This is a genomic window from Streptomyces sp. NPDC060205, assembly GCF_042728395.1.
Classification (GTDB): Bacteria; Actinomycetota; Actinomycetes; order Streptomycetales; family Streptomycetaceae; genus Streptomyces.
This window is the reverse complement of sequence record NZ_JBHWZP010000039.1, coordinates 1-26,842: the sequence shown is the minus strand read 5'-3', so window position 1 is coordinate 26,842 and position 26,842 is coordinate 1. Positions and strand designations below refer to the sequence as shown.

At 72.3% G+C, this 26,842-nt stretch carries 25 protein-coding genes; 9 read left to right on the top strand and 16 right to left on the bottom strand.

Features of this window, described 5'->3' with window-relative positions:
• The first annotated feature begins 115 nt into the window (after window positions 1-115).
• From ACFWGJ_RS09910 to ACFWGJ_RS09900, 3 genes are all read left to right on the top strand, one after another.
• Window positions 116-1,564 (top strand): amidohydrolase, encoded by a 1,449-nt coding sequence (locus tag ACFWGJ_RS09910; protein WP_387322279.1) that lies wholly within the window; start codon window positions 116-118, stop codon window positions 1,562-1,564.
• A gap of 128 nt (window positions 1,565-1,692) precedes the next feature.
• Window positions 1,693-2,397, top strand: coding sequence for a DUF899 domain-containing protein (locus tag ACFWGJ_RS09905; RefSeq protein ID WP_387322277.1), 705 nt, complete (start codon window positions 1,693-1,695; stop codon window positions 2,395-2,397).
• Between the two features lie 145 nt (window positions 2,398-2,542).
• Complete coding sequence (locus ACFWGJ_RS09900) at window positions 2,543-2,713, top strand: hypothetical protein (protein ID WP_189770135.1); 171 nt, start codon at window positions 2,543-2,545, stop codon at window positions 2,711-2,713.
• Window positions 2,714-2,806: 93 nt separating this feature from the next.
• Here the strand turns inward: ACFWGJ_RS09900 and ACFWGJ_RS09895 are convergent, their stop codons facing one another.
• The 3 genes from ACFWGJ_RS09895 to ACFWGJ_RS09885 form a co-directional block, all read right to left on the bottom strand.
• Entirely contained in the window at window positions 2,807-4,669 is a 1,863-nt protein-coding gene (locus ACFWGJ_RS09895; protein ID WP_387322306.1) for an ABC transporter ATP-binding protein, read from the bottom strand.
• A gap of 474 nt (window positions 4,670-5,143) precedes the next feature.
• Window positions 5,144-5,593: a hypothetical protein gene (locus ACFWGJ_RS09890; protein WP_387322276.1), complete on the bottom strand. Its 450-nt coding sequence runs from the start codon at window positions 5,591-5,593 to the stop codon at window positions 5,144-5,146.
• A 168-nt stretch (window positions 5,594-5,761) separates the two neighbouring features.
• The gene (locus ACFWGJ_RS09885; protein ID WP_387322275.1) at window positions 5,762-6,361 is read right to left on the bottom strand and encodes an ATP-binding protein; all 600 of its coding nucleotides are present in this window, start codon (window positions 6,359-6,361) and stop codon (window positions 5,762-5,764) included.
• Window positions 6,362-6,539: 178 nt separating this feature from the next.
• Between ACFWGJ_RS09885 and ACFWGJ_RS09880 the strand changes: the two genes are divergently transcribed.
• A complete protein-coding gene (locus ACFWGJ_RS09880) occupies window positions 6,540-7,400 on the top strand; it encodes a helix-turn-helix transcriptional regulator (RefSeq protein ID WP_387322273.1) in 861 nt (286 codons plus the stop codon).
• Window positions 7,401-7,664: a DUF397 domain-containing protein gene (locus ACFWGJ_RS09875; RefSeq protein WP_387322272.1), complete on the top strand. Its 264-nt coding sequence runs from the start codon at window positions 7,401-7,403 to the stop codon at window positions 7,662-7,664. It abuts the gene before it with no gap.
• 145 nt (window positions 7,665-7,809) lie between these two features.
• Here ACFWGJ_RS09875 and ACFWGJ_RS09870 read toward each other — a convergent pair whose 3' ends face one another.
• The 4 genes from ACFWGJ_RS09870 to ACFWGJ_RS09855 form a co-directional block, all read right to left on the bottom strand.
• Window positions 7,810-8,538, bottom strand: coding sequence for a beta-lactamase hydrolase domain-containing protein (locus tag ACFWGJ_RS09870; protein WP_387322271.1), 729 nt, complete (start codon window positions 8,536-8,538; stop codon window positions 7,810-7,812).
• A gap of 233 nt (window positions 8,539-8,771) precedes the next feature.
• Complete coding sequence (locus tag ACFWGJ_RS09865) at window positions 8,772-9,680, bottom strand: hypothetical protein (RefSeq protein WP_387322269.1); 909 nt, start codon at window positions 9,678-9,680, stop codon at window positions 8,772-8,774.
• Window positions 9,677-12,064 carry a PEP/pyruvate-binding domain-containing protein gene (locus ACFWGJ_RS09860; protein ID WP_387322267.1) on the bottom strand — a complete coding sequence of 796 codons (2,388 nt, stop codon included), beginning with the start codon at window positions 12,062-12,064 and terminating at the stop codon, window positions 9,677-9,679. Before ACFWGJ_RS09860 ends, ACFWGJ_RS09865 begins: the two co-directional genes overlap by 4 nt.
• 382 nt (window positions 12,065-12,446) lie before the next feature.
• Window positions 12,447-13,856 (bottom strand): PLP-dependent aminotransferase family protein, encoded by a 1,410-nt coding sequence (locus ACFWGJ_RS09855; RefSeq protein WP_387322266.1) that lies wholly within the window; start codon window positions 13,854-13,856, stop codon window positions 12,447-12,449.
• Window positions 13,857-13,903: 47 nt separating this feature from the next.
• On the opposite strand from ACFWGJ_RS09855, the gene ACFWGJ_RS09850 reads away from it, so the two are divergent.
• Complete coding sequence (locus ACFWGJ_RS09850) at window positions 13,904-14,530, top strand: carboxymuconolactone decarboxylase family protein (RefSeq protein WP_387322264.1); 627 nt, start codon at window positions 13,904-13,906, stop codon at window positions 14,528-14,530.
• 83 nt (window positions 14,531-14,613) lie between these two features.
• Here the strand turns inward: ACFWGJ_RS09850 and ACFWGJ_RS09845 are convergent, their stop codons facing one another.
• The 3 genes from ACFWGJ_RS09845 to ACFWGJ_RS09835 all read right to left on the bottom strand — a co-directional run bounded on the left by ACFWGJ_RS09845 (window position 14,614) and on the right by ACFWGJ_RS09835 (window position 17,659).
• Entirely contained in the window at window positions 14,614-16,101 is a 1,488-nt protein-coding gene (locus ACFWGJ_RS09845) for a glutamate synthase subunit beta (RefSeq protein WP_387322263.1), read from the bottom strand.
• A 178-nt stretch (window positions 16,102-16,279) separates the two neighbouring features.
• Window positions 16,280-16,759, bottom strand: a complete 480-nt coding sequence (locus ACFWGJ_RS09840) for a DUF1772 domain-containing protein (RefSeq protein ID WP_387322261.1) — start codon at window positions 16,757-16,759, stop codon at window positions 16,280-16,282.
• Between the two features lie 192 nt (window positions 16,760-16,951).
• Entirely contained in the window at window positions 16,952-17,659 is a 708-nt protein-coding gene (locus tag ACFWGJ_RS09835; RefSeq protein WP_387322259.1) for a DUF2293 domain-containing protein, read from the bottom strand.
• A gap of 151 nt (window positions 17,660-17,810) precedes the next feature.
• On the opposite strand from ACFWGJ_RS09835, the gene ACFWGJ_RS09830 reads away from it, so the two are divergent.
• Both ACFWGJ_RS09830 and ACFWGJ_RS09825 read left to right on the top strand, forming a co-directional pair.
• Complete coding sequence (locus tag ACFWGJ_RS09830) at window positions 17,811-18,452, top strand: uridine kinase (protein ID WP_387322305.1); 642 nt, start codon at window positions 17,811-17,813, stop codon at window positions 18,450-18,452.
• A gap of 143 nt (window positions 18,453-18,595) precedes the next feature.
• On the top strand, window positions 18,596-19,024 hold the full coding sequence (locus tag ACFWGJ_RS09825) for a CBS domain-containing protein (RefSeq protein ID WP_387322257.1): 429 nt from the start codon (window positions 18,596-18,598) through the stop codon (window positions 19,022-19,024).
• A gap of 102 nt (window positions 19,025-19,126) precedes the next feature.
• Here the strand turns inward: ACFWGJ_RS09825 and ACFWGJ_RS09820 are convergent, their stop codons facing one another.
• The gene (locus tag ACFWGJ_RS09820; RefSeq protein WP_387322255.1) at window positions 19,127-20,254 is read right to left on the bottom strand and encodes a magnesium and cobalt transport protein CorA; all 1,128 of its coding nucleotides are present in this window, start codon (window positions 20,252-20,254) and stop codon (window positions 19,127-19,129) included.
• Window positions 20,255-20,549: 295 nt separating this feature from the next.
• Here ACFWGJ_RS09820 and ACFWGJ_RS09815 point away from each other — a divergent pair, with 295 nt between their 5' ends.
• Window positions 20,550-21,344 carry a methyltransferase domain-containing protein gene (locus ACFWGJ_RS09815; protein WP_387322254.1) on the top strand — a complete coding sequence of 265 codons (795 nt, stop codon included), beginning with the start codon at window positions 20,550-20,552 and terminating at the stop codon, window positions 21,342-21,344.
• Window positions 21,345-21,380: 36 nt separating this feature from the next.
• On the opposite strand, the gene ACFWGJ_RS09810 is transcribed toward ACFWGJ_RS09815, so the two are convergent.
• From ACFWGJ_RS09810 to ACFWGJ_RS09790, 5 genes are all read right to left on the bottom strand, one after another.
• The gene (locus ACFWGJ_RS09810; RefSeq protein ID WP_387322253.1) at window positions 21,381-22,367 is read right to left on the bottom strand and encodes a carbohydrate kinase family protein; all 987 of its coding nucleotides are present in this window, start codon (window positions 22,365-22,367) and stop codon (window positions 21,381-21,383) included.
• Window positions 22,364-23,263: a pseudouridine-5'-phosphate glycosidase gene (locus tag ACFWGJ_RS09805; protein ID WP_387322303.1), complete on the bottom strand. Its 900-nt coding sequence runs from the start codon at window positions 23,261-23,263 to the stop codon at window positions 22,364-22,366. The genes ACFWGJ_RS09810 and ACFWGJ_RS09805 overlap by 4 nt, the downstream gene beginning before the upstream one ends.
• A 141-nt stretch (window positions 23,264-23,404) precedes the next feature.
• A complete protein-coding gene (fdhA, locus tag ACFWGJ_RS09800) occupies window positions 23,405-24,631 on the bottom strand; it encodes a formaldehyde dehydrogenase, glutathione-independent (protein WP_387322251.1) in 1,227 nt (408 codons plus the stop codon).
• Window positions 24,632-24,748: 117 nt separating this feature from the next.
• Window positions 24,749-26,020: an MFS transporter gene (locus tag ACFWGJ_RS09795; protein ID WP_387322301.1), complete on the bottom strand. Its 1,272-nt coding sequence runs from the start codon at window positions 26,018-26,020 to the stop codon at window positions 24,749-24,751.
• A 210-nt stretch (window positions 26,021-26,230) separates the two neighbouring features.
• Window positions 26,231-26,785, bottom strand: coding sequence for a methylated-DNA--[protein]-cysteine S-methyltransferase (locus ACFWGJ_RS09790; RefSeq protein WP_387322300.1), 555 nt, complete (start codon window positions 26,783-26,785; stop codon window positions 26,231-26,233).
• Window positions 26,786-26,842: the final 57 nt, after the last annotated feature.

Below are 26,842 nucleotides of genomic sequence, written 5' to 3'. Positions count from 1 at the left end.
GCCGAGGGACGGACCTCGGGCTCAGAGTGCGCGCGAAACCGCCCCCGGGACAGGGCCGGGACAGGATGCGCGGTTCACGTCACCCGGCGGCACGATCCCGCCGTACCGTGGCGTGATGACCTCGCCCGAGCCCACGCCCGACGCGAAGACCGCCCCACCACGTTCCCCGGCCGCCCGCGCGCCGGGGGCCGCCGATCTCGTCATCACCGGCTGCACCGCCCTCGTGCACGACGAACGCGAACAGATCGGCTTCGTCGAGGACGCCACCATCGTCGTACGCGACGGCCGTATCGCGACGATCACCGGCGGGCCGCCCGACCCGCACGCCGCCGGTCCCGACCGTCCCCCTGTTCCCGTCGACCTCGCCGGCGCCGAGCACATCGACGCCCGTGGCCAGGTCGCGATGCCCGGCCTGGTCAACTGCCACACCCACACCCCGATGGTGACCCTGCGCGGCATCGCGGAGGACCTGCCCATCGACGAGTGGTTCAACGACATCGTCTGGCCCATCGAGTCCAACCTCCAGGAGCGGGACATCGAGTTGGGGGCGCGGCTGGCCTGCGCCGAGATGATCCGCGGCGGGGTCACCTGCTTCGCGGACCACTACTTCTCGATGGACACCGTCGCCGCCGTGACCGCCGAGAGCGGTCTGCGCGCCAACCTCGGCCAGGCCTTCTTCTCCTCCCAGGGCACCGAGGGCCGTGAGCAGTCGCTCGACTTCGCCCTGCGGCACCGCGACACCGCCGACGGCCGGATCACCACCTCGCTCGCCCCGCACGCGCCCTACACCGTGGACGACGCCGACCTCGCCGCGACCGCCGCCCTCGCCCGCGAACACGGTCTGCTCGTACACCTCCACGCCGCCGAGAACCGCGACCAGACCGACGCGAGCCTCGCCCGCCACGGCCGCACACCGATCGAGATCCTCGCCGGGGCCGGTCTCCTCGACACCGATCTGCTCCTCGCGCACGGCACCGGCATCGTGGAGCGCGACCTGCCCCTCCTCGCCCGCGCGACCGGCCGGATCGGCGTGGCCAGCGCGCCCCGCGGCTACCTCAAGTTCGCCTGGCCCACGACCACGCCGGTACGCGCCCTGCGGGAACTCGGCATCCCCGTCGGACTCGCCACCGACGGGGCCGCCTCCAACAACTCCCTGGACGTATGGGAGTCCATGGCGCTCACCGCGCTGGCGCAGAAGTTCACCGAGGCCGACCCGCGCCGGCTCACGTCCCGGCAGGCCCTGCACCACGCGACGCTGCAGAGCGCCCGGGCGGTCGGGCTCGGCGAGCGGATCGGCAGCCTCGCACCGGGCCGCAGCGCCGACATCGTCCTGGTGGACCTGAGCGGCCCGCACACCCAGCCCGTGCACGATCTCGCGGCCACCCTCGTGCACAGCGCCCGCTCCGGTGACGTACGCACGACGATCGTCGACGGGCGGATCCTCATGCGCGACCGGGAACTCCTGACCCTCGACGTCCCGTCGGTGGTACGGGAGATGAACGAACGCATGCCCGCCCTGGTCGACCGCGCCCACGGCGGACGGATCCAGCGGTACGAGACCTGAGACGCACCCCGGGCCCTGTGCCGGCAGACGCGTGAAAGAACGCCCCGAAAAGAATTTCCGGCCCACCGATGAGTTCCGGCGCTCCCTTCGGTCCACCCCTGACAAGGCACCGCACCGAAGGAGGAGCGATGACGCTTCCGCGGATCGTGTCGCGCGAACAATGGCAGGCCGCGCGCGAGGAACTGCTGGTCAGGGAGAAGGCCGCGACCCGGGCCCGGGACGCGCTCAACGCCGACCGGCGACGGCTGCCCATGGTCGAGATCGACAAGGAGTACGTGTTCGAGGGCGGCGACGGCAAGGCGACCCTGCTGGACCTCTTCGAAGGACGGCAGCAACTCGTCGTCTACCACTTCATGTTCGCGCCCGAGTGGGACGCGGGCTGCCGCAGCTGCTCGGCGTTCGTCGACCAGATCGGGCACCTGGCGCATCTGCGCGCGCGGGGCACCGAGTTCGCGCTGATCTCCAGGGCGCCCTACCCGAGGATCCTGCCCTTCAAGGCGCGGATGGGGTGGACGCTGCCCTGGTACTCGGCGTACGACAACGACTTCACCTACGACTTCCAGGCCTCGTTCGAGACGGGCGCGGGCGACGACGGCCAGGAGCCTTACGAGCGGCCCGGGGTGAGCTGTTTCCTGCGGGAGCGCGAGCGGATCTTCCACACGTACTCGACGTACGCGCGCGGACTCGACGGGCTGGGCTCCACCACGAGCTTCCTGGACCTCACGGCGCTCGGCCGGCAGGAGGAGTGGGAGAAACCCGAGGGGCGCGCGTCGGCGCTGGGGGCGCCCGCGGGCAGCGAGCGCATCCGTTACCACGACGAGTACGAGGACTGAGCGCGGTCGCCGGGATGTTCCCCCATCCGTTGTGAGCGTGTGTCGACTACGTCTCAGTAACGTCACTTCGCGAGACCTTCACCCCATGATGAGCGTTTAACTCTTCAAGGGCTCTCACGAGAGCAGCGCTACATGGAGGTACAGGATGTTGAACGGTCGAACGGTGCTGGAGCGCTTTCCGGCCGGTGGGCCGCGTGGTTCCTGGCCCGCGGAGGAGTTCGCGCAGGCGCGCCGCCTTGAGGGGCAGCACGTGGACGTCGTGATGGACCTGTCGACGGACACCTTCCTCGTCGTCGTGCGGGAGCTCGTCGAGTAGCCCGGTCCGGCGTGCGCCGCCGGGTCGGCGGTGCAGCGTGCGCCGCAGGGTCGGCCCAGGGGGCTCGGGCCATCGGCTCGGCCGCCAGGGGCCTCACCCCGCCTTGGGCGCCGGCACCTGCACCGAGAACTGCCCGGCCTGCAGTGCGTACAGCTCGGCGTAGACACCGCCCGTGGACAGGAGCTCGTCCGGAGTGCCGGATTCCACGAGACGGCCCTGGTCGAGGACGTGCACCAGATCGGCATGGCGCACCGACGCCAGCCGGTGCGTGATGAGAATGACCGTTTGACCGGTACCCGCCAGGGCCCGGATCTTCTCGAAGACCTCCAGTTCGGCGCGCGCGTCGAGGGCCGCCGTCGGCTCGTCCACGACCAGGATCGCGCCCCGCCGGTACGCCGCCCGTGCGATGCCGAGCCGCTGCCACTGGCCGCCCGACAGCTCGTGCCCGCCGCTGAACATCCGGGCCAGCAGCGTGTCGAGGCCCCGCGGCAGGTCCGCCACCACGTCCTCGGCGCCGGCCTCCGTGACGGACGTCTCCAGCCGCTCGTCGGTCAGCGGTGCCGAGGCCCTGCCGATCGCGACGTTCACCCGGGCCGTGAACGGCCACCGCTTGAAGTCCTGCGCCACCATCGCGATCCGCTCCGCGAGCTGGTGCCGGTCGGCGGTCGCCGCGTCCACGTCGTCCCACAGGATCCGGCCGCGCTGCGGGGCGTACAGGCCGGACAGCAGTTTGACCAGGGTGGTCTTCCCGGAACCGTTCTCCCCGACGAGTGCCACGATCTTGCCGAGCGGCACGCTGAGCGTCAGGTCCGACAGCGCTGGCCGGGCCGCACTGCCCGGATAGGTGAACGTGACGTTCTCGAAGCGGATCTCGCGCGGCTTCGCGGGCAGTACCGTGCCGCCGACCGGGATCGTACGCTCGGCCGCCTCCACGTACAGGCGCTGCAGATCCCCGACGAACAGCGCCTCCTCGTGGAGGGTGTTCACCTCCAGGACGAGCGTGTCGAGGTTCGAGGAACCGGTACGGATCGCGATGACCGCCGTACCCGCCACCGACAGCGCCATCGCACCGGCCAGCAGCAGCCCGCCGAGCGTCGCGTACGTCGCCACGGTGGCGAGGCCCGTCCAGGCGGCCGCGATCAGCCCCGTCCGGGCCTCCAGACGGGCGAGCCGGGCCTGCTCGGCCTCGGCGGCCTCCGACATCGCGCGGAAGTGCCGCAGCAGGAACGGGCCGACACCGTGGACGCGGATCTCCGGCGCGGCGGCGGGCTCGGTGAGCAGATTGCCGATCAGCCGGCCGGCCCGGGCGTGCTGCACCCAGGCGTGCCACGACGCGTACCGGCGCCGGGTGATGGTCAGCGCGCTCCAGGCGCTCGGCAGCGTCATCGTCATCAGCAGGGGCAGCAGCGCCGGATGCAGCACGGTGAGGACACCGGCCGCCGCGATCAGCGAGATCATCGCGTTCACCACACGCGTGGCGATCCCGATCATGCGCCGGGCGGACGAGGCACCGTACTGCGCGGTGTCGAGCAGCTTGTGGAACGCCTCGTCCTCGATCGCCGACAGCTCGACCGTCGCGGCCCGCTCCAGGTACAGCTCCGTCGCGACGCGCTCCACCTTCGGTTCGAGGCGGCCGGTCGCGTACGTCGAGGCGCCGCGCAGCAGGGCGGCGAGCAGCGTCACCACGGCGACCGTGACGAGCGCGGGCGCCGCGTCCCGCAGCCGGTCCGCGACCGTGCCGCTCGCCATCAGCCGGCCCAGGACGCTGTTGACGGCCAGCAGACTCACCGCCTGGGCCAGACCGCGGCCCACCTCCGCGCCCAGGACGGTCCGCGCGGCCCGCCGGTCCGCCTGCCAGGCCAGCCGGAAACTGGCCGCGAGCAGGGCGGGCAGCCGCGTCACCATGGCGCGGAAGTTCAGTTCCATGAACGCGTCGGAGTGCTGCGACCAGCCCATGTCGTAGCGCAGCGGACCACCGAACAGCAGCCGCTCGGACTCGGAGGGCTCGGGCCCGTCCGCACCGGGTTTCCCGCTGTCGCGCGTGGTCCTTCCCGACGATCCCGCCGACTCGGCAGACCCCACCGATGACCTCCCCGATCGAGGGCGAACGGCCACTATCGCGGCGCCGGGCGCTCTCGGGCAGGGCGCGTGCCCGCTCCTGTACGGCGTATCCGGAGCACGCCCGGCGCTTGTGGCCGCGCGAGAGGCCATGCCCTGGAACATGTGCTTCCACGCACCGGGGCGTCGGAGGCATGGCCGGGGGAGGGGAATCGCGGCGGCGGCGACGGCTGCGACTGCGACGGCGGCGGCGGCGGCGAACGGACGGTTCGGACGCGGGCCGGCCGCCCGACCCGTACGACTCAGCCCGTACGGATCAGCCCGTACGACTCAGCCCTTGCAGATCAACCCGTAGGGATCAGCTCGTACGGATCACGCGCTGATCGGCCGGGACCAGGCAGGCGGCGTCCCGGTCACCCGGCACAGGGCCAGGTACAGGGGGATCGGCGGGGTGTACGGCAGCGTGCCGTCCGGCGTGTGGATCAGTCCGGGGAATGTGGGTGAGGCGGGAACGAGCGCCCCCGTGGCGTAGTGCGCGGGCGAGGGCCACTCCAGGGCGACATCCGAGTCGGAGGGCACGAGCCACCACCAGTGCGTGCTGTCGGCGTACACACAGCCGACGCGCGGCAGCCGGGGCATCAGCAGCGGGCCGAGTCCCGCGGGTATCGCGACCGCGTCGCAGCCCAGCGGGGCCTGCATGCCCTCCGGCACGGCCAGCGGCCGGGAGGGGCCCGGGCCCGCCGTCCGGCCGCGTTCGATGCGGACCAGCGTGTTCAGGTTCAGCACCCTTGGCGTAGCGGCCGAGGTAGCCCTCACACCCATGCGGCCCCCGCTCGTGTTCCCAATGTCTTCGGTCCCGTCCGTCCGGTCGGTCCTGGCTCTTCGGTGGCGCGACGCCCGCACCGCCTGCCGATGTCGACGCCGTGGTGCCGGTGCTGATGGTGATGCCGGTGCTGCCGATCTACCGGCCGGGAGCTGGAACGATTCGGGTCAGAACCATTCATTCCCGGCCGAGGGTATGTGTACCCCCGTCGGCGAGGAGCCGGCAGGGGCCGGCCGGCTCCTCGCACTCCAGCCCAGGTCCGACCGCGGCTCGACGCCGTTGTTCGCCGTCCGCGGCAGTTCCGCCCAGACCAGCAGTCCGGGACCGGTTTCCTGGGCGCCCCAGGCAGTGCACATCGCCGCCACGAGGAGCAGTCCCCTCCCATGCTCCTCATCGGGACGCTGTGGCGACGGGTGGGGCTCACCCGGCGCACATCCCTCGTCACGGACGGCTATCCGGACCAGATCGGTGCCGTCGTGCAGCTCGCACACCACATGGCGGCTCGCCGTGTGCACGATGGCGTTGGTGACCAGTTCGGAGACGACGAGCTCTGCCGTGTCGCAGGTGTCCTCGCAGACCGCCCAGCCCGACAGCCGGGCCCGCGTCAGGTGCCGGGCCTGGGCCGCTGAGCCCGGGTGTGCGGCCAGCTCGAAGCGGAACCGGCGCTCGGCCGCCGTGTCGGGGCGCACCCCGGCAGTGGCAGTAAGACGGTCTCGGTTCACGGCTGCGGCTGTTCCTAACGGCGCGGACGGAATCACGTTTGCCACTATCTCCCCGTCGTGAACACTTGGCAAGTGTCACTCTGAAAATTGCAGAGTGCAGTGTTCTGAGCGGTATGGCCATGGCACACTGCTCGCAACAGCACGTGGCGCGGCGTCAGTTGGGTACTCGTACGGGGCCTGAACGGGCGCCGCCCCGGCTGTCTGGACAAAAGTGGAGGTGGACGTGAGCGAGCCGCGGTCCGCGCCGACGGTCGGGCAGGTCGTCCTCGGACGGCGCCTGCTGGACCTGCGGGAACGCGCGGGGCTCAAGCGCGAGGAGGCGGCACGCATCCTGCGTGTCACCGCCGCCACCGTCCGCCGTATGGAGATGGCGGAGGTAACCCTCAAGATCCCGTACCTCCAGCTCCTGCTGAAGTCGTACGGTGTCTCCGACGACGAGGCCGACGCGTTCGTCATGCTCGCCGAGGAGGCGAACCAGCCAGGGTGGTGGCAGCGGTTCCACGACATCCTGCCGGGCTGGTTCTCGATGTACGTGAGCCTGGAGGGCGCGGCCGCCCTCATCCGCTCGTACGAACCCCACTTCGTCCCCGGAGTGCTGCAGACCGAGGAGTACGCGCGTGGCGTCATGCATTCCGGCGCCGTCGGCCAGACCAGACCCGAGGACATCGAGCGGCACGTGGCGCTGCGCATGCAACGCCAGGAGCTGCTGACGCGCGAGGGCGCGCCCCGGTTCTGGGCCGTGATGGACGAGACCGCCCTGCGCCGCCCGGTCGGCGGCCCGGAGGTCATGCGCGGCCAGATCGACAGACTGCTGGAAGCCACGGCACTGCCCAACGTGACGCTGCAGATCGCCCCGTTCTCCTCGGGGCCGCACGCGGGCACGTACGGGCCGTTCGTGCTCTTCCGCTTTGCCATGCCCGAACTGCCGGACATGGTCTACAGCGAGTACCTGACCGGCGCCGTCTATCTGGACGCGCGCACCGAGGTGGCGACCCACCTTGAGGTCATGGACCGCATGGCGGCCCAGGCCGCCACGGCACATCGCACGAAGGAGATCCTGATGGATCTCCGCAAGGAGCTGTGAATGGATCGCATCAAGTCCCGGATACGCCTCGCGCGGATCTACAACGGCATGCCCGCCAGGGAACTGGGCAGCGAAGGCTGGCACAAGCCGTGGAGCGGCGGGAACGGCGGCAACTGCCTGGAGGCGATGAAGCTCGCGGACGGCCGGATCGCGGTCCGTCAGTCGGCCGACCCGGACGGTCCGGCTCTCATCTACACCCCCAGCGAGATGACCGCGTTCATTCAGGGTGCCAAGGCGGGGGAGGCGGACTTCCTGCTCTCCTGAGGTCACCGGCGAACCCGCCGGACGGTTGTTGAAGAACCGATTCTTCTGAGCGTGCGGCGGGGTGGTGCGGGGTGGTGAGGGATGCTGCGGTGTGGTGGCGGCGGCCGGTCATCGCGGACACCGCCGCAGGGAAGTCGACACCGCTTCAGAACCAGGACCACATGCGGCGCGGTGCGTCGACGAGCCGGCTGACCGCCACCACCGGCAACGGCGGCTGCTCGGCCCGGTCCGGGCCGAGGCTCAGCGCGTAGTAGATCTGCTCGATGGACGGCGGTCCGACCGCGAGGTTGCGGCGGACCGCGCCCGACGGGGACTCCTGCCCGGTCTGCACGAGGTAGGCCGCGGCCATCGTCCCCGTACGGCCCACTCCCGCCCCGCAGTGCACGAACACCGGCCCCGGGGCCGCACCGACGACGCCCAGAAAGCGTCGTACCTGGTGCGGCGTCGGGGTCTGTCCGTCCCGCACGGGCAGCCGTACGACGTCCAGGCCCGCCCTGCGCGGTCCGGCGAGCCGCTCGGCGGACAGGTCCTCGGCGCGCAGGTCGACCACGGTGGTGAAGCCCCGCCGGGCCAGTTCCCGGTAGCCCTCGGGCGAGGGCGCGCCACCGCGCCACACACCCGCTGCGGCGTCCACCGGCTGGAAGTGGTGGATCCCCCGCACCGGGTGGGTGCCCTCGGGCGGTGGTGTCCGCTCGCGCGCCCAGTACGACAGCGCGAGGATGCCCAGGGCGCCGGTGGCCCACAGGGCGAGGTAGCACAGGCCGAGGACCACGAGCGCGCGCGGCAGCGTCCGGCGCAGCGTGCGGCGGGAACGGCTCCCCGGCAGCGCGAGGCGGGGTGGTGGCGGGGGCGTGGGCGGGGCGAGGACAGCCATGGGCGACCCGGAGGCTCGGGGACGAGGCGCGCGTCCGCATCGTAACCCTGGGCGCCGACAACGGGCGGTGCCCGGGCGTCGACTACGGGGGTGCGCGGGTGTCGGCTGCGGGTGGCGCGTGGGTGCCGACTACGGGCGGTCCGCGAGTGGTGCGCGGGCGTCGACCAAGGGCGGTCCGCGGGTGGGCTGCGGGTGATGCGCGGGTGTCGACCACGGGAGGTGTCCGGGCGCGCTCAGTCGTCGTCCGCGTCCGCGTCGCCGATGCCGACCACCGTGAGGTGCGTACGGTCCAGGCCGGTGTCCTCCAGGCAGCCGCGCAGGCGCATACGGTCGTGGTCGCTCAGCGCGGGCCGGACCACTCCGGCGAAGAGACCGTCGCCCAGGTCGCCGAGACTGGCCCGGCTCAGCGGTACGGACGTCGAGTCCCGGCAGCGTTCCCAGAGCTGGCGCGCGGCGAGGGACTGCCGTTCGGCGGTCAGGTCCGTGCCGCGCATGTCGACCCGCAGGAGCAGGGAGGTCGCCTCGGAGTCCGCAGCTTCCTCCTCGCGGGTCTGCGTCAGCTCGGCCAGCCCGACGACGAGCGCCGCGAGCAGCGCGCTCCCGACCACACCCGCGGCGAGCACGCGCAGGGTACGGCCGCGGTCCCGCCGGGCGCCGGGCGGCGGCAGGTCGTCCAGGTCCGCACCGCCGTCCGGATCGGGGGCGGCGAGCACGGCGAGGCGCCCGGCCAGCCGCCGTTCCGCCGTGGGCCGGGCCGTGGCGGACGCGATCCGCTGCACCAGCCAGGCGAGCCCGGAGAGCAGCACACCGGTGACCATCAGGACCGGTACGAAGACGTAGGTGGGGCTCGCCGGCTCGTCGTCCAGCCAGCGGAAACGGTCCCCGCCCCGGCTTGTCGGTGCCTCCTTCTCCCGCAACCGCGCGAGGACGTCCTCCTGCCGCCGGTCGGCGTCGCGCATCCGCTCCTCGATCCGCGCGAGCCGCCCGAGCAGCACGATCCCGAGGAGCAGTACCTCGACGACGAGCAGCAGCACCCCGCACAGAATGGCTCGTTGCCACTGCCACCGGTAGAGATAGACGACGACGTACGTGCCGGCTCCTGCGGCCGCCGCACCGCCGAAGAGGTAGGCGACGCGCCTCATCGCGTACCTCGGCCGGGTGAAGGCGAGGGTGAGGGCGAGGGGGCGGATGCGGGGGTGTCCGCGCGTACGTCCTTGTCCGGGGGTGCGTCCCCGTCCGGGCTCACGTCGCCGTTCGGGTGCACGTCGCTGGTGGCCTCTACGTCACCGGTGGCGCCGTCGACCGTGAGGCGGGCGCCCGGCGGGAATCGGCGTACGGCGTCCGTGACCCCGACGACCGCGGGGAGACCGAACTCCCGTGCCAGAACGGCCAGATGAGACAGAGGACTGCCGGTCTGCGCGACGAGTCCCGCGAGCTGGGGCAGGAGCGGGGCGAGCGTGGGGTCGAGGGTGCGGACGACGAGCACGGGGTCCGGTGGCCGTGGCCCGGTGCCGTCCCAGGCCGTTCCGGTGGCCCGGCCCCCGGACACGCCCTGCCCCTCGCGGCTGCCCGCACCGCTTCCGCCCGGGGCGCCCGTGCCTGAGCCACCCCTGCCCGCGGCGCCTCTGCCCTTCGTGCGCTCGGCGACGACCGTGCCGTTCTCGGCCAGCCGGAACGCGTCGGGCAGTGGTGCCGAAGCGGCCCTCGGCAGCCGTTCCCCGAAAGCACCGGGCAGGACGCCGTGTTCGAGCGCGTCGACGAGTTCGGGCCAGCGCAGCAGCCCCACTCTTGATCCGACCGAAGCATGGGCCTGATCCCCGGGCACGGTCAGTCGCCGCGCGGCGTCCCGCACCAGCCGGACCTGAAGCTCCTGAACCCAACGGATGCGCAGCCGCAGGGCCTCACGAGGGGGGAGTGAGGCTGTCGTCGGCCCGATGGGCCCGCCGTCCGCGAGGCTGATGGGGAGAGTGGGGCCAGCAGGGTTGGGAGGGTTGGGAGGGCTGGCGGGGGTGGCGGGGGCGGCGGGGCTCGCCGGGAGTCGCAGGTTTCGGTTCAGGCTGGGCGCCGCCAACGCCAGCACCACCGGCTGCGCGGCCACCACCTGGTGGTCCGGTACGCCACGGGCGCGCGCCTCCGCGAGGACGGCGAGGGCCGTACCCGCGGCCGTCCGAGACGCCGTGCCTGAAGCCCCTGTCTTCGTGGCCGTTGCCCGCGGTGGCTCGGGCAGGAGGGCGCCGGCGAGGGCTTCCTGCGCGTGCAGGGAGACCAGGACGGTACGGGTCCAGCGCAGGGCGGCGACGAGTTCGTGGCGGGTGAGCCGATCCGGAGGCGGTGTTCCGGCGAGTTGCCGGTCGACATCGGCGAGGAGGTCCGTCGCGAGACCGGGCAGCGCCGCGGTCAGCCGGCCCACCCGCCACGCGGCGGCCAGCCTGCGGGCACCCGGCGCTGGATTGAGCAGCGCCGCCCATCGGTACCGAGGCGGGACGGCGCCCAGCAGCCGCAGATCCGCCGCGGCCCGCCCGCCGACCGTCGTGACGACCGGCAACGCCCGCAGTCGCCGCCGAGGCGCGGTGCCCCCGATGTCGAGCGCGGCGGCCAGCCCCCGTGCCATGGGCGCCACCCACAGGTCCTGCTCCAACGGCTCCAGTTGATCCGGCAGGGTCTCCGCGACCGGGCCGGGTCCGAGCAGTCGTGCCCCGCGCGCGGGCCGCGCCGCCATCGCGGTGATGGGGCGGCTCTGGAACAGCCACAGCCGCCCCGCCGCGTCGAACCCGAACTCGATGTCCTGCGGCCCGCCGAAGACCCCGCGCGCCTGTCGGGCCAGCCGCGCGAGCCGGCGCAGTTCGGCGGCTCCGAGCAGCTGTTCGGCGCCCTCGGGGCCGGTGCGCGACAAGCGGCCCCGGCGGGTCAACCAGTAGGTGGTGCCGGGCTGTTCGCCGCTGACCAGTGCGTCGGGTCCGCCTCGCACCGCGCTCACCAGCATCCGGTCGGCCCGTCCCTCCAGGGGATCGGCGCCGAACAGCACCCCTCCCACCCGGGCCGTGAGCATGGGCTGCACCAGCACGGCCATCGGCGCGACCGAGCCGTCCGGCCGGTGGGCCGAGTCGAGCACGGTCCGTACGGCCGCACGGAAGTCGCCCCAGCCCCGCACGTCCAGCACGGACGCGAACTGACCGGCCAGGGACGACTCCTGCGTGTCCTCCTGAGGCGACGAGGACCGCACGACGAGGGGGAGGGTGCCGCTGCCGGAGAGCTGCCGCCAGGCGCGGCGCAGCGTGTCGGAGTCCCCGTCGGGCGCCTGCCACGGTTCGTCCAGCGACGGTTCGTCCAGCCACGGCAGTACGAACCCCGGCAGTACGGGCAGTCCGGCCCTCGCCGCACGTGCGAGATGCGCGGCCTTGGAACCGGCGAGCGCGATGCGCGTGGCCTGTGGATCACTCAGGGGGACGGCGTGCGCGGTATGGCGTGCGCCCCGTTCGTCCCCGTCGCACGCACCGTCTTCGTGACGTTCGTCAACCGTCGTCATCGAGCACCCTCCAGGACCGACCGCCAACAGGGGGGACGCGCGGGGGTGGCCCTGCGCCTGACGGCGGAACGAAGGATGGGGGCGGGTTCTTGCTGAACCGGCGGAATGAACCGGCCGATGAACTGGCCGATCAACCAGCCGCACAACCGGCCGATGAGGAAGCCGATGAAACGGCCGCGGCAACAACGCGCCTCCTGAAGCGATGATCCCACCGCGTATTGCCTTGCGGGCTCGTAGAGGGTCGTCTTCCGGCCACGGGCCCTATGGCCGGACGGAAGCGGTCCTGCCGTGGAGCCTGGGGCTCACGGAGTCGAGGACTTACAGAGCCAAGGGGTTGGAGCTTCGAGGGGTTACGGAGCCGAGGGGTTGGAGCTTCGAGGGGTTACGGAGGTGGCAGCGCGGCGCACAGCGCGTTCAGCGCGGCTCCGTAGGCGTGCTCCGAGGGCGTGGCATAGCCCACGACGAGGCCGTCCGGCGCGGTCATGTCCGCCTCCGGATGCCGGAACTCCGCGAGCCCGTCCAGGGAGAGCCCCTGCCACACGGCGGCCTTCACCGCGGACCGCTCACTGCCGGGCGGCAACCGCAGCACCGCGTGCAGCCCGGCCGCGATCCCGGTGACCTCGACATGCGGCGCCTGCGCGGCGAGCGCCTCGACCAGCCGGTCTCGCCGTCCGCGGTACCGCTGCCGCATCCGCCGTACATGACGGTCGTACGAGCCCGACTCGACGAAGTCCGCGAGCGTCAACTGGTCCAGGACGCTCGCCCACGCCTCCCGCTCACCCTTGACCGCCAGCACGGCGTCGACGTACCGCTCGGGAAGGACCATCCAGCCCAGCCGCAACGCGGGCGACAGGCTCTTGCTGACCGAACCGATGTGGACGACCCGCTCCGGGTCCAGGCCCTGCAGGGCTCCGACGGGCTTGCGGTCGTAACGGAACTCCCCGTCGTAGTCGTCCTCCAGAATCACCCCTCCACGCGCGCGTGCCCAGTCGACGACGGCGGCACGCCGTGCGGGATGCAACGGCCCGCCGGTCGGGAACTGGTGCGCCGGCGTGAGCAGTACCGCCCGCTCCCCGCCGAGGTCACCGACCCGGGCACCGTCCTCGTCGAGGGCCAGCGGCACGGTTCGCACTCCCGCCGCCGTCACCAGCTCCCGGTGGAAGGGCAGCCCGTACGACTCGACGGCCAGGGAGCCCCGCAGGACCGCGGGGAAGAGCAGCCGCAGAGCGTGCGCGAACCCCGAACAGACGACGATCCGCCCCGGCTCGGTACGGACCCCACGCGCGCGTGCCAGGTACTCCGTGAGCGCCTCCCGCAACTCGGGCCGCCCCGCGGGATCACCGGGCCCGAACGCCTCGGTGGGGGCGCGCTGGAGAGCCCGCCGGTACGAGGCGAGCCAGGCGGTGCGCGGGAACGCCGACGCGTCCGGCGTGCCCTGCCGCAGATCGTGCCGCGGCCCACGCGCGCGTGGAGGGGCCTTCCTCGGTACGCGCTCCTCGGCGCCCAGCGGTTCGGCGCGCTCGGCGACCCGGGTGCCCGAGCCCTGGCGGGCCGTGAGCCAGCCCTCCGCGACCAGTTCGGCGTACGCGTCCGCCACCGTGTTGCGCACGATTCCGAGGTCGGCGGCGAGCGAACGGTACGGAGGGAGGCGGGTGCCCGGAGCGAGCCGCCCGCTGCGGATCGCCTCACGCAGCGCACGGATCAGTGCGGCACGACGACCACCCGGACCGGACAGCTCCAGATGCAGGTCGGCGCCGATCCGCTCCGCCGAATTGACCCATGAATCTGCCATAAAAATGCACCCTACCGGGGGTCGCCGACACCCATAGATTCATCCGCATGACGACGAACACGACGCAGACGACGAGCGCGACGCAGACGACGAGCGCGACGCAGACGACAAGTGCGACGCAGACGATCAACAGGCCGCCGGCGAGGAGCGCGAGCGGCGCGGGGGCAGAGGGGGCAGCAGGGATGGCCGGGGCAGCAGGAGCGACCGGGGTGGCCGGGGTGGCCGAAAATGTCCGCCTCGACTTCGCGAAGGCCGCTCCCAAGGTCTTCCGCGCCCTCATCGGCTTCGACGCCGCGGCCCGTGAAGGGCTCGACCCCGCCCTCGTCGAGCTGATCCAGATACGCGCCTCGCATCTCAACCACTGCGCGTACTGCCTCCACATGCACACCAACGACGCCCGCAAGGCAGGCGAGAGCGAGGACCGGCTGCACATGGTCGCGGTGTGGCGCGAGGCCCCGCACTTCTTCTCCGCGCGGGAGCGGGCGGCCCTCGCCCTGACGGAGACGGTCACCCTGGTCGCGTCCGGCGGCGTACCGGACGACGTCTACGCCGAGGCCGCCGCCCACTTCGACGACCAGGAACTGGCCCGGGTACTGGCCCTGATCCTCGCGATCAACACCTGGAACCGCGTCGCCCTGTCGACGGCGAAGAAGGCGGGCACGGACCAGCGCTGAACGCTGAACGCTGGGTGCTGCCGGGGAGGGGCGGGACCGGGCGGGCATCGGGGCGTGCGTCGAGGTGGCCGGGGGCGCGCCGGCTAGGCCGTCATGGGCCGGTCGTGCGGCCCGATGGGTGCGGGCAGCCGTGAGTCGCCCGTCAGCCGGCGGTCCACCGCTGCCGCCACCGCCCGGCCCTCGGCGATGGCCCACACGATGAGCGACTGCCCGCGCGCCGCGTCCCCGGCGGCGTACACCCCGGGCACATTGGTCGCGAAGTCCGCGTCCCGGGTGATCGTGCCGCGCGGGCCGAGCGCGAGGCCGAACTGGTCGACGAGGCCGTCGGAGCGGTCGGGGCCCGAGAACCCGAGGGCCAGCAGCACGAGGTCGGCGGGGAGCTCACGCTCGCTGCCGGGACGCGGCCGGCGTTCGGCGTCGACCTCGACGAGGTGCAGCGCGCACACCCGGCCGGACGCGTCCCCCGTGCAGCGGAGCGTGGACGCCGCGAAGAGCCGGGCGTCCGCGTCCGCCGCGGGCGAGGTCTCCAGGGCCCCGGCCTCCTCGTGCGCGGCCGACAGCCGGTAGATCTTCGGGTACACCGGCCACGGCTCGGACGTCTCGTCGCGCTCCGCACCGGGCTGTGCGTAGATGTCCAGCTGGGTCACGGACTTCGCGCCCTCGCGCACCGCCGTACCCAGACAGTCGGCCCCGGTGTCGCCACCGCCGACGATCACGACGTCCCTGCCTGCCGCGGACAACGGAGACGCCTCCAGATCCCCCTCGCACACCCGGTTGGCCAGCGGCAGATACTCCATCGCCTGATGGATACCGCCCAACTCCCTCCCTTCCACCGTCAGTTCACGCCAGGCCGTGGCGCCCACGGCGAGGACGACCGCGTCGTGGCGCGCTCGCAGCTCGGCCGCCTGGATGTCCCGGCCGACGGCGGTCGACGTACGGAACTTCGTACCCTCCGCCCGCATCTGCGTGATTCGCCGCTCCAGATGCCGCTTCTCCATCTTGAACTCGGGGATGCCGTACCGCATCAGCCCGCCGATCCGGTCGTCGCGCTCGTAGACGACGACGGTGTGCCCGGCCCGGGTCAGCTGCTGCGCCGCCGCCAGCCCCGTCGGACCCGAGCCGATCACCGCGACGGTCCGCCCCGACAACCGGTCCGGCGGCTGCGGCGGCGCGAACCCGTCCGCCCAGGCCCGGTCGGCGATGGCCACCTCGACGTTCTTGATGGTGACCGCGGGCTGGTTGATCGCCAGCACACAGCCCGCCTCGCACGGCGCGGGGCACAGCCGGCCGGTGAACTCGGGAAAATTGTTCGTCGCGTGCAACCGGTCGCTCGCCCCACGCCAGTCGTCGCGCGCGACCAGGTCGTTCCACTCGGGGATCAGATTGCCCAGCGGGCAGGCGTCGTGGCAGAAGGGGATGCCGCAGTCCATGCACCGGTCGGCCTGTGTCCGGACGATCGGCAGCAGCGCCCCCGGGACGTACACCTCGTCCCAGTCACGGACCCGGTCCTCGACGGGCCGACGCGGCCATTCCTCACGGGAGGAGTTCAGGAAACCCCTGGGATCGGCCATGGCCGTCTCCCTCACGTACACGTACGGGGCCCCGTGCGGCGCTCGCCACCGTCTACGACTCCATCCTGTCCGACGCCGTCGCCGGGGCGGTGGGCCGCGAGGCCTGTTGGCAGACTCTCCCCGCCACGATACGACTCCGCGGCCGCGTCCGCCCCAGGTGGACACCGCTCCCATGCCCTCAGGTCAGCGCCACCACGTACAGGACCGCTCCGGCCGCCGCGGCGACCATCCGTATGTGGTTCCACATCGACCACTCGCTCACATACGTGGGCCAGTACGCGATGGCCTCCGGTGTGCCGGCGTCCATCTCGGCCAGCTTGTTGTTGCGCGGGACGTTCGCCGCGATCGTGACGCCGAAGCAGCCGAACAGATACAGCGCGCTGCCCAGCAGCAGTTCCACCGTGCCCTCGTCGGGCCACAGCACGAAGGTGACCACCGCGATCACGGCGCACAGCACGGCCGACCCGATGAACACGAGCATGAAGGCCGGCATCAGCGCGGTCACATTGATCGCCTGCATCGCCGCCACCCCTTGCGCGGGCGGCAGCGAGGCCAGTCCCTTCATCACGAACGTCGAGAACGCGCAGAACACCCCGGCCACCAGCCCGGTGCCGAGCACGCCCACCACGGTGAGCACGAAGTACGGTCCCTCGATCATGGCAACTCCCGTGTAGGCAGACCCGCTGGTCAACAACTCGTGCACCGTTCCCGAAACCGTGAGGGCCGGACCACCCCGAACCTCAAGATCCTGCCCGGCACCCCCTGTCACCACAAGTGAAATGCCGGACGGTGAAGGCGGCCATGGCCGAGGTGCTCGACACCATGTCCAGGCGTCTCGGACCCGCCGCCGTCAGTCGTCCTCCCCCTCCCCGGCCGGCCTGCCCTCGCGCCAGCCCGCCAGCGTCGCGTCGACCGCGGCGGCGATCCGCCGGCGGGCCTCGTGGCGCGCGACACCGCTCATCAACAACTGGTCGTACGGAGTCTCCGTGTGCCGCACCGCCGCGCGTACGGCCGAGACCACCGCTGCTTCGGACAGCGCCCGCCCCGCGGCGCTGCGCCCCACCCGCCCGCTGCCGCGCACCGAGGCGTGTGCGGCGATCGCGTGCGCCCGGTCGGCAGGACAGCCGGGGAACAGCCGCCGGATGTGCCGCGCGAACGCGTCCGTGAACCGCACATCCTCGGCGGCCCGTCGTCGCGCGTCCCGCACCCTGCGCCGCCGTCTCGCCTCCGCGTCCGCCAGGCACCGCTGCTCCGCCCGCGCGAGCGCCGCCTCCTCGACCAGCACCCCCTGCCGTTCGTACCGGCTCCGTCGCCGGTTGAACCGCACCACGACCGCCGACAGCCCGCTCTCCTCCCTTGATCTACGGGTCAACGCCGTGTCACCGCGGGGCAGGAACACCAGGTGCCCGAGGTCGGCGCAGTCAAGACATCTCGGCGCCCCCTCCTCCATCACCAGCAGCGGGAGCGGCCCACGCCCGCACTCGCCGCAGTGCCGTCTCTTCAACGGCTGGACGACAAGAGGCCCGGTGCGGGGCGGGGGAGTTGCCATGGTCGCCATAGGCGGTTCCTTCCCGAACGACACCCGCCCGTACGCCGACTCGTACACCCCTTCTCCGCCCGCCGCCGCACCGTCGGTCACGCCCACCCGATGCCGTCGGACAGCCCCGCACGGGCACGCGCTCGCCGTACAGGTGTGCCCGCGCGGCATCATGGGCCGTGTGCGACTCGAAGCGATCACCTGGGACCGGCTCGGCGACCTCATCGCCGAGCGCCTGCTCGAACTGAAGCCGGCCGACGGCAGCCCCTGGCCGCGCATCGCCTTCGACGGGGCCCCGGCGGCCCGCCCCGGCGACCTCGCCGAACGCGTCGCCGCGGCCCTGCGCCCGCGAGGTCGCTCCGCCCTGGTCGTCGGCACGGAAGGCTATCTGCGACCCGCCTCGCTCCGGTTCGAATACGGCCGTCAGGACGTGGACACCTACTACGACGGCTGGTTCGACACCGGCGCCCTGTGGCGAGAGGTCTTCGGCCCCCTGGAACCAGGCGGCGACGGACGTGTCCTGCCCGACCTCCTGGACCCGGCGACCGACCGCGCCACCCGTTCCCCCTATGTCCAACTCCCGCCCGATGCAATGCTGTTGCTGCACGGGCCGCTGCTCCTTCACCACTGGTTCCCCTTCGACTTCACTGTCCACGTACGTCTCTCACCCGCCGCACTGCGCCGCCGCACCCCTGAGGACGAGCACTGGACGCTCCCCGCGTTCGAGCGGTACGAGACCGAGACGGCCCCGGGCGACACGGCCGACGTCCTGGTGCGCGCGGACGACCCGCGCCATCCGGCATGGAACGGCTGACGGCGAGCAGCGGGGCAGGGGCGTCAGGCCGAAGCCGCAGCCGTCCGGGTGCGTATCTCTTCGTGCCCGGCGAGAATGTAGGGCGCCGGGACTAGCGGTGCGTGTCCGCGCCGCGCCGGCCGTCCGGCACCGGGAGGTACTACATGACCACCGCCGGAGACATCATGCACCGCGGCGCCCAGTGGATCCCCGCACACGAGACCCTGGACCGGGCGGCACAGCTGATGCGTGAACTCAAGGTGGGCGCCCTGCCCATCAGCGACGAGAACGAACGGCTCTGCGGCATCCTCACGGACCGCGACATCGTGATCGGCTGCGTGGCCATGGGCCACGACCCGGCCCGCGTGACCGCGGGCGAGATGGCCAAGGGAACCCCGCGCTGGATCGACGCGGACGCCGACGTCAGCGACGTACTCGGTGAAATGCAGGAACATCAGATCCGCCGCCTCCCTGTGATCGAGAACAAGCGCCTGGTCGGAATGATCAGCGAGGCCGATCTGGCCGCGCACCTGACGGACGAACAGCTCGCGAGCTGGGTCGAGAGCGTCTACGCGAAGAGCGACTCGCGCTGAGGGGCCGGGCGTTCCGGCAGCGGACACCGGTGCCTTTGCGCGTGTCCTGCGGGCACACCGTGGACTGCCGCTCGTCCGGCGAGCCGTGCCGGACGAGCGCGGTCACAGCCAGCCGTTCCGCTTGAATCCCCGGTAGAGGGAGAAGCACGCGACAGCGATCACGCCGACCGCCAAGGGATACCCGAACTTCCAGTGCAGCTCCGGCATGTGCTCGAAGTTCATGCCGTAGACCCCGCAGACCATCGTCGGCACGGCGATCAGCGCGGCCCACGCCGTGATTTTCCGCATGTCCTCGTTCTGCGCCACGCTCACCTGCGCGAGGTGCGCCTGCAGAATCGAGTTGAGCAGCTCGTCGAACGCGGCTATCTGCTCGGCTGCCCGCAGCTGATGGTCGGAGACGTCCCGGAAGTAGGCCTGTATCTCCGGGGCGATCACCCGTATCGGCCGCGTCGCCAGATCCATGATCGGTCGGCCCAGCGGGACCACCGCCCGCTTCAGCTCAAGGAGTTCACGCTTGAGCTGGTAGATGTGCCCAGGGTCGGCCCGCGCGCCGTCCGCCGCGAACACGGCCGTCTCGACCTCGTCGATGTCCTCCTGGACGGAGGCCGTGACATTCAGATAGTCGTCCACCACGTGGTCCGCGATCGCGTGCAGTACGGCGGCCGGCCCCTTGCACAGCTGCTGGGGATTGGCCTCCAGTTCCTCCCGCAGGGGTCCCAGCGAACCGTGCCGGCCGTGACGGACCGTCACCACGAAGTCCCGGCCGACGAACACCATGATCTCGCCGGTGTTCACCACCTCGCTGGTCGCGGTCAGCTCGGTGTGTTCGACGTAGCAGACCGTCTTGAACACCGCGAACAGCGTGTCTCCGTACCGCTCCAGCTTCGGGCGCTGGTGGGCGTCCACCGCGTCCTCGACCGCCAGCGGGTGCAGATCGAAGAGCTCGGCGATGCCCGCGAACTCCACCTCGGTCGGCTCGTGCAGTCCGAGCCAGACGAAACCGCCGTCGGCCTTACGGACCCGCTCCACCGTCTCGACCAGATCGCGGCCCGCGGGGACCCTTGCCCCTTCCTCGTACGCCACGCAGTTCACCACCGCGGAGCCCAGCGGTGACCGGGCGGGGTGGCTCAGGTCGACACGGGCACGCCGTCGTGTCAGCCGTGCCACTTTGCGGAGGCCGCCGACCTTGCTCAGGCTCGTGACCTTCCGCAGATTCCCTGCCATGGACATCTGGATCTCCCTGCGTGGATCTCCTCGCGCCGCACTCTGCGCCTTGCCGCGGCCAGTCTGCCAGGATGTTTCGACGCCCGGTTCGGCCTGTGGGAACGGAACATTCCGCTCCGGAAGCCGCTCCCGAACCTGTCGGCTGACGGGGCTGACGGGGCTGATGGGGCTGACGGGGCGTCGACCGAGTGGCGACGCGGCGCGAAGGCGACCCGGACACCCCGGGCCTCTCGTGTGCGACGCGCCCACGCCGGGAGCGTCGACCCTCCGGAGAAAGCCTGACAAATGGGATGATCAGGGCATGACGCGAACCGACGGACACCTCCTCGACAACCGCCCGCCCGCGGCGGGGCAGCGATTCGACGCCCTCGCCGCTCTCTTCGACCCCACGACCTTCCGGCACATGGAACGGTTCGGCATCGGATCCGGCTGGCGCTGCTGGGAGGTGGGAGCGGGCGGCATGTCGGTGGTGTCCTGGCTCGCCAAGCGGGTCGGGCCCACCGGCCGCGTCTTCGCGACCGACCTCGACACCTCCTGGGCACCCCTGGCCGTGCGGCCGCCGATTCAGCTGCGCGTCCACGACGTGGGTGTCGACGAGCCGCCGGCGGAGGGCTTCGACCTCGTGCACGCCCGGCTCGTGCTCGCCCATGTGCCGGACAGGGAAGGCGCCTTGCGCACGATGATCAGGGCGCTGCGGCCCGGCGGCCGGCTCCTGGTCGAGGACGCCGACCCCACCCTGCAGCCACTGGCCTGCCCGGATGAGCGGGGGCCAGAGCAGCAACTGGCCAACCGAATGCGCCATGCGATGCGCGACGTGCTCGCCGAGCGGGGCGCCGAACTCTCGTACGGGCGTCGGCTTCCCCGGCTGCTGCGCGAGGCCGGGCTGCGGCAGGTCGAGGCGGACGCGTACTTCCCGCTCACCTCGCCCGCCTGCGGAGCCCTGGAGTCCGCGACGGTCGGCCAGGTCCGCGAACAGCTCGTCACGGCGGGCCTCGCCACCGACCAGGACATCGACCGGCATCTGGCGAACGTGGCCGCGGGCGGCATGGACCTGGCGACGGCACCGCTGATCTCGGCGTGGGGGCGGAAGGTGTAGTGCGTGTGAGCGGGATGGCGTGCGGGGGCGGTCGGCCTATGCCTCAGCCCTCGGTGTGTCCGGCGCCTTTGCGTCCGGTGTGTCCGGCGGTTGTGCGTCTCGTCCGTCCGGTCTGCCGCCGACCTGTTCGACCGCCCGGGCTCCCGCCCGGCATCCCTCGGCTGCCGCCTCCTCCGGCCGCCCGCCCGCGAGCAGGGCGGCCAGAAAGGCGCCGGTGAAGGCGTCACCGGCGCCCGTGGTGTCGACAGGAGCCGCCGCTTGTGCCGGAACCCGGGCCCGGACCGTGCCCGACCGGGCGACAAGGGCTCCGGCAGCGCCCTGCTTGACCACCACCAGCGGAAAGTGGCGGCTCAACTTGGCCGCCGCGTCCGCCGTGTCGGGCAGGCCCGTCAGCAGACGGGCCTCGTCCCGGCTCGGCAGCAGGACGTCGACGCCCTCGGCGAGCGAGAGGAAACGGTCCACTCCCAGTTCGGCGAGGAACCCCGCCGAGGCCGGATCCACGCTCACCGGTACTCCACGCGCGCGTGCCGACTCCACCGCCACCGACACCAGCGCCCGGCACGGCTCCGAGAAGAACAGATAGCCCGACAGGTGCAGTCGTGCGACCCCGTCGAGCAGCGCGGGCGACCAGTCGTCGGCGTCCAGACACAGGGAAGCACCGCTGTCCGTCAGGAAGGTGCGTTCCGCCGAGGCCCCCGCGTCCACCAGGCAGATCACCGTCCCCGTCGGAGCCCGCGGGTCGACGACCAGGAGGGGACGCACTCCGGAGGCCACCAGTTCCCGCTCGTGCCACGCTGCCGAATCGGCGCCCACCCGGCCGAGGAACCGCACCTCCGTTCCGGCTCGACGGGCCGCCCAGCACGCGACGTTGGCGCCCGCGCCGCCCGGCACGGTCCGGACGGCCGCGGCCGTGTCGGTGCCCGGGGCGAGCGGTCCGCGGTGCCGGGCGACGACGTCGGTGATGACATCACCGACGACAAGGAGAGCCCCGCCGACACGGCCGGTCCCACCGGCTCCCGTCACCCCTGCGCCCAGGCCGCCGCGATCCGCCCCGCGAGCCGTACGTTGCCGCGTACCGCCGCCAGATTGGCCTCAAGTGACGCCCCGTCGGTGTGGCGCACCAGGTGGTCGAGCAGGAACGGCGTGACCGCCTGGCCGCTCACACCCTCCGCCTCGCACGCGTGCAGCGCGTCGGCGAGCACGCGCGCGTGCAGCGCGGGATCCAGCTGCTGCGCCTCGGGCACGGGATTGGCGACGATCAGTGCCGCCGCCGGCCCGTCCAGCGTGTCCTGCGCGCGCATGACGGCCGCGACCTCGCCCGGCGACTGCAGCGTCCACTCCACCGGGTGTCCGGAGTCCGACAGATAGAAGCCGGGAAAGCGGTCCGTGCCGTATCCGGCGACCGCGACGCCCAGCGTCTCCAGGCGCTGCAGGGTCGCCGGTACGTCCAGGATCGACTTCACTCCCGCGCACACCACGGTGATCCGGGTACGCGAGAGAAGCCCCAGGTCGGCGGACTCGTCCTGCGTCAGCGTCCACTCCCGGTGCACGCCCCCGAGGCCGCCCGTGGCGAAGACCCGTACCCCTGCCTGCGCGGCCAGCAGGGCCGTCGCCGACACCGTGGTCGCCCCGCTGACTTGAGTGGCTATCGCCAGCGGCAGATCGCGATGTCCCAGCTTGCGGATGCCGTCCTCGGTGGCGATCCGCTCCACCTGCTCCTTGTCGAGGCCCACCCGGGGCTGCCCGTCGAGCACGGCGATCGTCGCCGGAACGGCCCCCTCCTCGCGTACGGCGTCCTCCAGCTCCAGCGCCACCTGGAGATTGCGCGGACGCGGCAGCCCGTGCGCGATGATCGTGGACTCCAGTGCCACCACGGGCCGACCCGTGGCGAGCGCCTCCCGAACCTCTTCGGACACCATCAGCACGCGCGTGCCTCCTGTCTGTCGGTTCCCCTCTCATCCCTGGCGGGCGGCGTGCCCGGCCAAACCCCCGCGATCACGCCAGGTGCGAAAAAGGGTGTCCACGCGTGCGTGGACACCCTTTCCGCTCTACGGCAGCGCTCAGACAGGCCGTGTGCCGGTCAGCACGCCATGGGGGTCGAGAACGTACTTACGGCTGGCGCCCTGGTCGAACTCGGCGTAGCCGCGGGGCGCGTCCTCCAGGCCGATCACCGTCGCGTTGACGGCCTTGGCGATGTGCACCCGCTCATGGAGGATCGCCATCATCAGCCCACGGTGGTACTGCATCACCGGACACTGACCTGTGGTGAAGCGGTGGCTCTTCGCCCATCCCAGACCGAGCCGCACCTTGAGCGTGCCGGTCCGCGCGTCCTGGTCGATCCCGCCGGGGTCGTCCGTGACGTACAGGCCCGGGATGCCCAGCGAGCCACCCGCGCGCGTGATGCCCATCAGCGAGTTGAGGACCGTGGCGGGCGCCTCCGGGGCGTCGGGGCCATGGGCCCGCGCCTCGAAGCCGACCGCGTCGACGGCCACGTCCACCTCCGGCTCACCGAGGATCTGGTCGATCTGCTCGCCCACGTCACCCTGGCTGACGTCGACCGTCTCGCAGCCGAAACTCCTGGCCTGCGCGAGGCGTTCGGCGTTGAGGTCGCCGACGATGACGACGGCGGCGCCGAGCAGCTGCGCCGACGCCGCGGCGGCGAGACCGACCGGCCCCGCGCCGGCCACGTACACCGTCGAGCCGACGCCGGCGCCCGCGCTCACCGCGCCGTGGAAGCCCGTCGGGAAGATGTCCGACAGCATGGTCAGGTCGAGCAGCTTCTCGCGCGCCTGGTCCCGGTCGGGGAACCGCAGCAGATTGAAGTCCGCGTACGGGACCATCGCGTACTCCGCCTGGCCGCCGACCCAGCCGCCCATGTCGACGTAGCCGTAGGCCGCCCCCGGGCGGGCCGGGTTGACGTTCAGACAGATGCCGGTCTTGCGCTCCTTGCAGTTGCGGCACCGCCCGCAGGCGATGTTGAAGGGCACCGAGACGATGTCCCCGACCTCCAGGAACTCGACGTCCGGGCCGCGCTCGATGACCTCTCCGGTGATTTCGTGCCCGAGGACGAGCCCCTCGGGCGCGGTCGTACGACCGCGCACCATGTGCTGGTCGCTGCCGCAGATGTTGCTGGCGAGTACTTTCAGGATGACTCCGTGCCGGCACTTGCGGCCGATGTTCGCGGAGGCCACTCCCGGTCCGTCCTGCAGTTCGAGCGTCGGGTAGTCGATGGTCCTGACTTCCACCGCGCCCGGCTTGAGGTACGCGACTGCCCTGTTCCCGCTCATACGTGATCGCCGTCCCTTCGGCCCCCGTGCCTTCGGTTGCCAGTGGCTGTGCGCACGGCGGAGTCTGCTACCGGCGAACCGTTCCGGCCAGCCTTCGCGCGGGCCCCGCCGGGCACATCACGGACGGGACCTTCCGCGCCGGGTGAACAGCGCCAGCGCGCCTAGCGGCAGCAGCAGGCACGCGGCGACGGCGTTCAGCCAGCCGTAGCTCGCCTGCGCGACGACGAGACCCGCGGCGGCCCCGCCGAGCCCCGCCGAGGTGTTCATGGTCAGGTCGGAGAGCCCCTGGGCGGCCGCGCGCGCGGGCTGGGGCACGGAGTCGGTCAGCAGTGCGGAGCCGGAGACGAGACCGGCGGACCAGCCGAGACCCAGCAGGAACAGCCCGGCGGCGGTCTGCCGGTGGTCGGCGCCCGCGGTGCCCGCGAGCAGGGCCGCACAGGCCAGCAGGGCCACGGCCAGGCCTATCCCCGAGAGCCGGCCGAACCGGTCGGACAACCGCCCCATCAGGGGCGAGAACGCGTACATCCCCGCGATGTGGATGCTGATGACGAGCCCGATCAGGTCGATGCCCGCCCCGTGGTGGCCGAGGTCCAGCGGGGTCATCGACATGACCGACACCATCGCCGTGTGCGACACGGCCACCGTCACCAGAGCCAGCCGCGCCCGCGGGGACGCCCGGACGGCGGCCACCCCCGCCCTGATGGACCGTGCCGCGGGGGACCGCTCCTCGACGGGCGCCAGCGCACGGGCGGTGAGCAGCGGATCGGGTCGCAGCAGCACCGCGACCAGCAGCGCGGATATGACGAACACCCCGGCCGCCCACACGAACGGACCCGCTGCCTCCGGTATACCGAGCCCGGAGACACTGCGGCCGGCGGGCGCCGCGATGTTGGGGCCGAGGACCGCGCCGATCGTCGTGGCCCACACGACGTTCGAGATGGCCCGGGCCCGCCGCTCCGGCTCGGCCAGATCGGCGGCAGCGAACCGCGCCTGCAGATTCGCCGACGACGCCGCGCCGAACCCCGCCATGCCGACCAGCAGCAGCGGGAAGCTGCCCACGACCGCGCCCGCCACCACGATCCCGGCTCCCAGCGCGCCGAGGAGGTAGGCCAGCACGAGCCCCGGCCGGCGACCGCGCGCGGTCATCAGAGCGGCCAGCGGCACCGAGAGCACCGCCGTCCCGGTGACGGTCGCGGTGGGAGCGAGGCCGGCCAGCGACTCCGTACCGGCGACTTCCTGGGCCAGGACCACGGCGAGCGCGATGCCCGTGGCCACACCGAGGCCGCCGAGGATCTGACTGGCGACGAGCACCGCGGAGGTCCGGCGTCGCAGCGCGGGCAGTGCGGCCGCGTCGAAGGGCACGGCGACCGGCCGCTCGACGGCGGTCACCGCGAACACGCCCGAGCGAACGGAACGAGGGCGCGCACACGGCCCCGATCGGCGAACCGCACCGGGTCGGACGCGTACACACGAGTGAAGTCGGGCGTGGTCACCGGCGCAGTCTCCCCCCTTGTCCCGAGCCCGGGACACCCCCACGACAACAGCGGCCGCCCCGAAGCCGAGCCCTTCGAGAGCGGCCCTTCGAGAATGTCGTGCCCCCTAGAACAGCGGTTCCGGCAGCACCCCTTCCAGAGCCAGCAGCTTCCGCTTGGTCTCCACGCCGCCCCCGAACCCCCCGATACCGCCGTCCCGCTCCACGACCCGGTGGCAGGGCACGACGACCGGCAGCGGATTGGCTCCCATGGCCATCCCCACCGCCTGGGCCGCCCCCGGCTGGCCGACACGCCGCGCCAGGTCGCCGTAGCCCACCACCGCCCCGTACGGAACGCCGGACGCCAGCTCGCGCAGCACCTGGCGGTTGAAGCCGGAGATCAGCGACCAGTCCAGGGGCAGCTCGAAGCCGCGCCGCTCACCCGCGAAGTACGCCGCGAACTGACGTATCGCCTCGGTCAGCAGCGGGGACCCCGGCGCCTCGACGGGCTCGGTGGCGAACCGCGACGTGAGCCGCTCCAGGGTCTTGTCGCGCACCTCGTCCGTGGCGTGGAAGACCACGCTGACCAGGCCCTCGCCGGTCGCCGCCAGCAGCAGCGGGCCGATGGCGCTGTCGACGACGGCCCACACCACCCGCTGCTCGTTCTGCCCATGGCTGTTCATGCGCTCCACGGTACGGCGCACCACTGACAACGCCGGTGGCGCGGACGCGTACGGGCG